Below are 7001 nucleotides of genomic sequence, written 5' to 3'. Positions count from 1 at the left end.
GTACCGGGCCCCCACACACCCCCGCGGGTCCTCCCGGCCCCCCCGTCGGTTCCCCCGGCGCGCCGGGTCACCGCAGGGCCGCCAGCCGATCGGACCAATAACGCGGCACGGGGGTTCCGCCCCGCGTGTCGACGAGACCCGCGCTGGGGCGGCAGCGGGCCTTCACGCGGCCGACGCACAGGAACCCGCCGGCGCCGTGGCGTTTCCCGGGTGGGAGTTGTCGAGTTATGTGAGCGGTACCGCGTTCGTCGTCGACGGCTTCACGACCCCGGTCATCTGACGCCGAATCAGCCATCAACCATCCGGGCGGCGCGGCCCGGACCGCACCAGGCAGACAGAACAGCCCCTGCAGGAGGGTCTCCGATGAACCAGAACAATGTGAGCGAAGCCGCCAAGGCTGTCGTCCGGCGCAACACCGAGGAGGTCCAGGGCGGCGGGAACTGGGCCCTGTTCGACGAGCTCTGGGCCGACGACTTCGTCGACCACACCCCCCAGCCGGGGCGCACCCCCGACAAGGCCGGCGCGCTGGAGCTCTACCGGGTACTGCGGGCGGCATTCCCCGACTTCCGCCCCGAGATCCACTGGCAGGCCGCCGACGGCAACCTCGTCACCACCTACAAGACCTACCACGGCACCCACAGCGGCGAATTCTTCGGGATCGCGCCCACCGGCCGGAAGGTCCACTTCGAAACCGTGGACGCCATGCGGGTGGTCGACGGCAAGATCACCGAGCACTGGGGGGTGGCGAACCTCTTCTCCCTCATGGAGCAACTGGGCGCCGGGACCGGTGCGGCGTGAACGAGCGGGGAGTTACCCATGACGCCATCACCACCTGGGACATCCCGCCGAGGTCCGGCGTCACGCACCGGCGATGCCCGGCCCTTCGGCGCAGCCTGAGCAAGTACGCTGCACCGAAGGGTCGGTGACGTCAGGTCAGAGTTCGTCGCGGTTCCAGTCGCCCGTGGAACCGACCTGGCCGGTAACGCCGATCAGCATCGCCATCCGGCGCTGGACGTCACCGAAGCCGCTGCCGGAGCTGTTGGTGACGTCGTGGGCGCAGCGGGAGATCCGGTCCCAGGAGCCGGGCCGTCGGGGTGGTCCGACGGCCCGGTGCCGGGCGTGTTGGCGCCGGACAGCGGTGATCTGTGGTCGGCTGCAAGATGTCGATGCCGGCGGCCGGGGCCGCTCGGCGGTGGTGTGTGCCGGGAGGGCGTCCGGGGCCGGCGGGTCAGGAGCCCCCGGCGTCGCGATCCGGCACGAACGACCGACATACCCCTTGAGTGAGGAGAGCAGCGATCATGACCACGGACGCTAGCCCCGGGCCGCTGCGCGTGCTGGTCTTCGGCGCGTCACTGAGAGCCGACTCGGTCAACGCCAAGCTCGCCTCGCTGGTCGCCCGGATCGTCACCGACGCCGGGGCCGAAGCCGACCTCGCGGGCTTCGGTGACTTCGACATGCCCCTCTACGACGGCGATGCCGAAGCCGCGCGAGGGCTGCCGCAGGGCGCGCTGGAACTGCGGGACCGGATCGAACGGTGCGACGCCTTCGTGATCTCCTCGCCCGAGTACAACGCCTCCACGCCCGGTGTCCTGAAGAACGCGATCGACTGGGTCTCCCGGGTCCGGCCGCAGCCCTTCAAGGACAAGCACGCCATGCTGGTCTCCGCGTCACCCTCCCTGATCGGCGGCAACCGCGGTCTGTGGGCGCTCCGGGTGCCCCTGGAGCATCTCGGCACCCGGGTCTACCCCGACATGTTCAGCCTCGCCAACGCCTACCAGGGCTTCACCGACAGCGGCGACCTCGTCGACTCCGGTCTCCGGCAACGGCTGTCCGACACCGTCACGTCCTTCCTGCACCTGGTCGAGGCCGATGTGCGCTACGTCTGCCTGCGCCGCCGCTGGTACGAGTTCCTCGGTGACCGCACCGACGCCCCGGTCACCCAGCGGGCCCAGGACTGAGGACGGGGGCCACCCGACCCGTTCCGCACACGCGCGTGCCCCTTGGGCCCGGCCCGGGTGAAGGCCGGCCAGGAGCACCACGCCGACCAGCTCCGCAAACGCACCGCCGAACTCGACCTGCCCAAGATCGGGTTGCACGCCCTGCGCCGCACCGCCGCCAGCATCGTAATAAACGCCGACATCCCCCTCGCCATCACCATCAACCTCTACAGCCACCTACTCAAGGACTCCGCCAACGGAGCCGTCAAGGCGCTCGCCTCCGCCCTCGACCGGGCGGATGCCCAGTTGATGACGCTCACTCAGCCTGGCCGCTCCTGCTCGGGGGTAGGCCAGACCTGCTCAGCATGAGTCCCCAGCCACCCGCTGGGCTCCTCGATGATGGGGCTGTTGCCAGACGAACGCTGGTCCCGGCTGGAAGTCCTGCAGCAGATCGCCAGCGGGGACGACACCTGGGTGGACGACTGGCTCCGGGCCCAGCTGGACGACTGCACCGCCACCACCGTCCACACCCAGTTGCTTGTGCACCGCGCGTGGGCGATACGCGGTAGCGGATAAGCGCACAGCGTTCCCGCTGTTCCGATGGCCCGGTTCATGGTCCAGCTGAACGCCGCGATGGAGGCCGCGCAGAAGGCCGCCACGCTCGCGCCCGAGGACCCCGGCCCGTGGGTGGTGATGGTCACCGCCGCCCGCGGACTCAGGTATGAGCACGACGAGTTCCGCCCGCTCTGGGAGGGGCTCGTCACGCGCGCCCCCTACCACTACGCGGGTCACTGTCAGGCCCTGGAGTACTGGTGCGTGAGGTGGGCCAGCACGAACAAGCTGATGATGGAGTTCGCTGAATGTGCCGCGCGCGACGTACCGGCCGGCAGCCCGCTCGCCGGGATCTACCTGCACGCGCTGCACGAGCTCACCCGACGCTCCGGCCTCTCGGCGCTCCCCTCCTCGCGTGCGGCCAGGGATCTGCTGGAGAGCGTCGCCCGGTCACTGAATCAGGTCCCCGACAAAGACCAGCGGGTGAACCGACTTCGGCACCTGCTGGCTCAGTACCTGGTCAAGGCGCGGCGTTACGACGCCGCACTGGAACAGTTCCGTCTGATCGGCCCCTGGTGCGGCGCGGAGCCGTGGACGAAGGAACGCGACCCCGTCGCGGCCTTCGACCTCGCTCGGGGCATCGCCGCGATAAGAGCCCGCCAGAACTGACACGCCGCTCTCTTCCCCGGATACTGCAAGGCGCAACGATCTGGGAGAACGAGCGGCGGTGTGGATTTTTCGCTTTTGGCGTGGAAGGAACCAGCGAGGCTGCCAGTGGCCCGCAGCGGGTTGAACGCGATCGCCCACAGGGTCAGCCGTGCGTTGTTCGCCTGGAAGCGCCCGGAGGGCAGGTGGGCCAGTGGTCCGGACTTGGCGTCCGCGATCACCTGCTCGACCAAGACGTGCTGCCGGCGCTGCAGCTCCGCCTGCATCAGGGTGAAAGGGCTGTCTGTGAAGACCGCGTGGTAACGCCACGCGGTGGACGACTCGGCCTGCCCGGCCGCCGCTTCGCTGTTCAGGCAGCGGATCCGACGTACGATGAGGCGGGCGGTGACCTGCTCAGCCTTCTTGCGGCTGGTGAAGGCGGTGTAGGTGGTCTCGGCGACCTTGGCGTCGGAGACCAGCTCGCCGGTGTCGGGGTCCGCGAACGCCTCCGGGTACTGGATCGCGGTCCAGGCGCCCTCGAGAATCGCCGTGATGGCGGCGATTCTGGTACCGCCACCGCGATGAACCTTGCCCGGCTTGATGCGTGGCTCACCGGAACACCCTGGGCCGGAACCCGCATCTCCCGCTTTGAACGACTGCGTCCCGTTGCCTGACGGCAACGGGACGCAACCAGTGGGCCAATCCACCAACAGTCTCCGGCTGGCGCGGCCCCGTCACCGTCCTCCCGGGGCGGAGGAACCGGCCGCGTTACGGCTCGGGCCGGCGGGCCTCCGTCTCCTGGACATGGCGTTGGAAGAGGTACTCGACCTCGTCGGGCGCTCGGTGCATCCGGGCCTGCCGCCAAGCGCTGTCGAAGTCGAACGGGGAGCGGCTGAGCCGCTGGAGGCGGAGCGCCCGCAGGGTCGTGAGCGGGGCGAGCAGGACCCGCCACAGGGCCACCCTCATCCGGCTCGTCCGTCCGGGGCGGCCCGGTCCGGCAGCGTGGTGGCCGCCTTCAGGGCCTCGACGGAGTGCCGGAGCAGAACCTGCATGGCCTCGTGCCGGGTCTCCAAGTCCTGGAACCCGGCACCGACCGCTTCCCATTGCTCGAGGAACGGGTACCACCAGGCGTTGCAGGACCTGATCGCACGCGAGAGCCGTTGCAGGTCGGCCACTCGGGCGTCATCCGGGAGTTGGGAGGTCCGCTCCATGCGGTCGAGTACCACGAGGTCCGGGTGGTCGTAGAGGGCTGTCTTGAGGAACTCCAGCCGCCTGATCCGTTCGGTGTCGGCCCGCCGGACGGCCAGGGTCTCCTGCGCGGTGGGCGACAGACGGAGAGCGAACTTCGCGGACAGCAGTCGGTAGTGCGGGGCGCGCTGCCCGTCGGGCGCACCGAACACGGCATTGAGGGTGTCCTCGGCCCCGAGCAGGTCGTCCGGCTGCAACTCTGCGGTCACTTCCGCGGCGTCAGCGCGGAGGTCTCTACGAACCTGCTCCGCCAGATTGGCTCGGCGCCGCAAGGCGGGCCTCCAGATCACGGTGAAGGTCGCCTCGAACGGTACGCCCTTTTCAGCGCTGGGCAGTTGGCACGGCCGCGGGCACCCTGTGGTGCGCGCGGCCCGCTGCCACGGCCACCTCATCGAACGGTGTCGTCGGGCGTGAAGAGCTTCTGAAACGGTGCTCCGACCAGGTGCTGGTAGAAGTCCTCGGCGATGTCGACGCCTTGCGCTGTGACGGAGCCCGTCAGCGCCTTCATCAGGTCCATCCCCGCCTGGAACATGCGATGTCCGCGAAGCGGGACGAGCAACTGGTCGCGGAGCTGCCCATAGCTGTCGGAGTCGTTTGCGCAGGAGCGGATCCAGTCGGTGATCCGGGGGATGGTCTCAATCGCAGTCTCCGTGCTGCCGAGCAGCTCCGCCAGGGCCCGCTGGGCATCGGTCTCCGACGCGTCGGCCGACAACAGCCATGGCAATCCCGGGGCGTCCACCGACATCAGGGCCAGGAAGGCCAGGCCCCCGCTCCGGGACGAGCTCTTCGCCTGCTGCCAGGTCCGGACCTCAGTAACCAGCCGGGCCCGGCCGGCGGGCCGACGGGCGAGCTCCTCGAAGGCCGTGAGCACGCTCTGCCGGACGGCCGGGTCAGTGGTCTTCTGGGCCACCCGCCGCAGCCGGACCACGGCCATCTTCGCGGCGGCGGAGCTGACCTCGGGGTCGGCCAGAACGAGGCGGCAGGTGGAGACCACGGTGGGCGCGCTGCCGCTCGTGTCGGCCCACTGGTAGAGCGTGGCCCAGACGAGGCGTCCGACATGCTCGTCGTGCACTGCGGTCCGGAGGACGGCACCCAGCAGGTCCGGTTCGGTCAACTCGGCCAGCTTGTTGAGGTGCTCCCTGGTGCCGTGGCGCAGGGCCAGGGACGCGAGCGTCCGGACCACCGGGTCCGTCGGGTCGGGCCGGGCGGCGAGCTTCGCGAGCCAGCCGAGCAGTGGCGTGCGTATGGCCTCGTAGTTGTCCCAGACGTACTCGAGCACCGCCCGCCCGTAGGCCGGCCGGTCGAAGAGCACCACGTCGCGCCCGTCGACCGTGGCACCGACGTCCTGGATCCGGCGGCGCAGACCACGGGCCGCGAAGGCAGCCTGAGCGGCCGTTCCTGCCGTTGTGCCGCTGTTCGCGGACTCCACCGCCGCTTGCAACTGCCGCGCACCGGCGGACACCAGGGACACCGGCGCGGACTGCCGCACCGCCAGGGCAAGCAGCAGGTAGCGGTCCTCGAGCGCCAACGACCGGTCGGCCCTGCCACGGGCGACGGTACGGTCCCCGAAGAGCTCGTCCAACTCCCCGCGCCAGTCCGACAACGCGTCGAGCACGCGATCCTCGAACGTCTTCGCCGCGTCCTGGTCCGCTCCGTTCCGAAGCAGGGCAGGGGCCTGCTGGCGCAGGCGGTGCTCCTCCCAGACCGCGACGATCCGGTGGACCGCCCGGACCGCCGTCACGGCGTTCAGGCCGCGCAGTTGGGACAGGGCCCGCTCGGACGCCCTGATCTCCCTGGCCGGCTCGTGGTGGCCGCCGGCCTCGAGATGGGCGTTCACCACCGGGCCGGCGGCGGGGGACTCCGTCAGACGGAGCACGTGCACACCTGACCGGGATGCCAGGCCGGGGGCATCCCAGAGCTCCTGAGCTACCGTCAGCACAAGGTGGGACCGGCAGTCGGCGAGGTGCTCGGCGTGCTTCCCGAGCGAAGTGAGGAAGTCGGCCGAGACCCGGTCGGTGTCCGGATCCTTGAGGTCGAGCTGGAAGGCGTGCCGCTGCTCCAATGGGAGCCGGGTCCGACTGGGCGAGTTCCAGTCCGCCTGCAGTTTGACCAGCGTGGTGCTCGGCGCGGTGTGTTCGGCCAACAAACGCAGCGCGAAGGTGGTGGCGCCGATCGCGCGGGGGGCGACAACGACCAGGACGGGCACCCGCAACCGGCCGGTGACCGGGTCGAGCGCTTCCTGCCAGGTGTCCGTCCACGCGTCACGGACGAACGGCTGCTCCAGGAGAGCCTCGCGGTCCAGCTCCTCGCCCTCGAGGACATCACGCTTGCGGGTCTCGAGGATCAACTGCTCGACGACGCCGGCGACGACCTCGACCTGGCCGTGAAAGTTCGCCACCGGACCGGCGGCCGTGTGGACATCCGTCGCCACCTCCTGGGTGAGGGGCTGCTCCGGAGCTTCCTCAACCAAAGCCGACGGGGCGTCTGGCTGCTCCGGGCGGTGGTCCTGCCGGGACTGCAGCCAGCTCGGCAGCCAGGACTCGGGGTCTCCGCTCCTGCCCCCCTCGTCGTTCGGCTCGTCGGCGGACCGGGGCGGGTAGGGGGTGTCGAACACAGGCT

At 70.2% G+C, this 7001-nt stretch carries 9 protein-coding genes; 6 read left to right on the top strand and 3 right to left on the bottom strand.

The genetic code is table 11. The features are described 5' to 3' along the window. Positions 1-363: 363 nt before the first annotated feature. The 6 genes from AB0P06_RS33985 (at position 364) to AB0P06_RS33960 (ending at position 3808) form a co-directional block, all read left to right on the top strand. Positions 364-798, top strand: coding sequence for an ester cyclase (locus AB0P06_RS33985; RefSeq protein WP_363614321.1), 435 nt, complete (start codon positions 364-366; stop codon positions 796-798). Between the two features lie 500 nt (positions 799-1298). Further along, on the top strand, positions 1299-1958 hold the full coding sequence (locus AB0P06_RS33980) for an NAD(P)H-dependent oxidoreductase (RefSeq protein ID WP_363614319.1): 660 nt from the start codon (positions 1299-1301) through the stop codon (positions 1956-1958). 42 nt (positions 1959-2000) lie between these two features. Further along, on the top strand, positions 2001-2306 hold the full coding sequence (locus tag AB0P06_RS33975) for a hypothetical protein (protein ID WP_363614317.1): 306 nt from the start codon (positions 2001-2003) through the stop codon (positions 2304-2306). A 39-nt stretch (positions 2307-2345) separates the two neighbouring features. Further along, on the top strand, positions 2346-2513 hold the full coding sequence (locus AB0P06_RS33970; protein WP_363614315.1) for a hypothetical protein: 168 nt from the start codon (positions 2346-2348) through the stop codon (positions 2511-2513). Between the two features lie 36 nt (positions 2514-2549). Continuing rightward, positions 2550-3158 carry a hypothetical protein gene (locus tag AB0P06_RS33965; protein ID WP_363614313.1) on the top strand — a complete coding sequence of 203 codons (609 nt, stop codon included), beginning with the start codon at positions 2550-2552 and terminating at the stop codon, positions 3156-3158. Between the two features lie 80 nt (positions 3159-3238). Then, positions 3239-3808: a hypothetical protein gene (locus tag AB0P06_RS33960; RefSeq protein WP_363614311.1), complete on the top strand. Its 570-nt coding sequence runs from the start codon at positions 3239-3241 to the stop codon at positions 3806-3808. A 94-nt stretch (positions 3809-3902) separates the two neighbouring features. Here AB0P06_RS33960 and AB0P06_RS33955 read toward each other — a convergent pair whose 3' ends face one another. From AB0P06_RS33955 to AB0P06_RS33945, 3 genes are all read right to left on the bottom strand, one after another. After that, positions 3903-4100: a hypothetical protein gene (locus tag AB0P06_RS33955; protein WP_363614309.1), complete on the bottom strand. Its 198-nt coding sequence runs from the start codon at positions 4098-4100 to the stop codon at positions 3903-3905. Then, the gene (locus tag AB0P06_RS33950) at positions 4097-4591 is read right to left on the bottom strand and encodes a hypothetical protein (RefSeq protein ID WP_363614307.1); all 495 of its coding nucleotides are present in this window, start codon (positions 4589-4591) and stop codon (positions 4097-4099) included. Before AB0P06_RS33950 ends, AB0P06_RS33955 begins: the two co-directional genes overlap by 4 nt. Positions 4592-4770: 179 nt before the next feature. After that, positions 4771-6996, bottom strand: a complete 2226-nt coding sequence (locus AB0P06_RS33945; protein ID WP_363614305.1) for a hypothetical protein — start codon at positions 6994-6996, stop codon at positions 4771-4773. Between the last annotated feature and the right edge of the window lie 5 nt (positions 6997-7001).

This window comes from Kitasatospora sp. NPDC088351, from assembly GCF_040685575.1.
In the GTDB taxonomy this organism is placed as follows: domain Bacteria; phylum Actinomycetota; class Actinomycetes; order Streptomycetales; family Streptomycetaceae; genus Kitasatospora.
The sequence above is the reverse complement of the archived record's forward strand: the minus strand, read 5'-3'. Positions and strand labels throughout refer to the sequence as shown.

Coding starts and splice junctions, on each gene's coding strand:
- AB0P06_RS33985 (WP_363614321.1), top strand. CDS start 364: ATGAACCAGAACAATGTGAGCGAAGCCGCCAAGGCTGTCGTCCGGCGC.
- AB0P06_RS33980 (WP_363614319.1), top strand. CDS start 1,299: ATGACCACGGACGCTAGCCCCGGGCCGCTGCGCGTGCTGGTCTTCGGC.
- AB0P06_RS33965 (WP_363614313.1), top strand. CDS start 2,550: ATGGTCCAGCTGAACGCCGCGATGGAGGCCGCGCAGAAGGCCGCCACG.
- AB0P06_RS33955 (WP_363614309.1), bottom strand. CDS start 4,100: ATGAGGGTGGCCCTGTGGCGGGTCCTGCTCGCCCCGCTCACGACCCTG.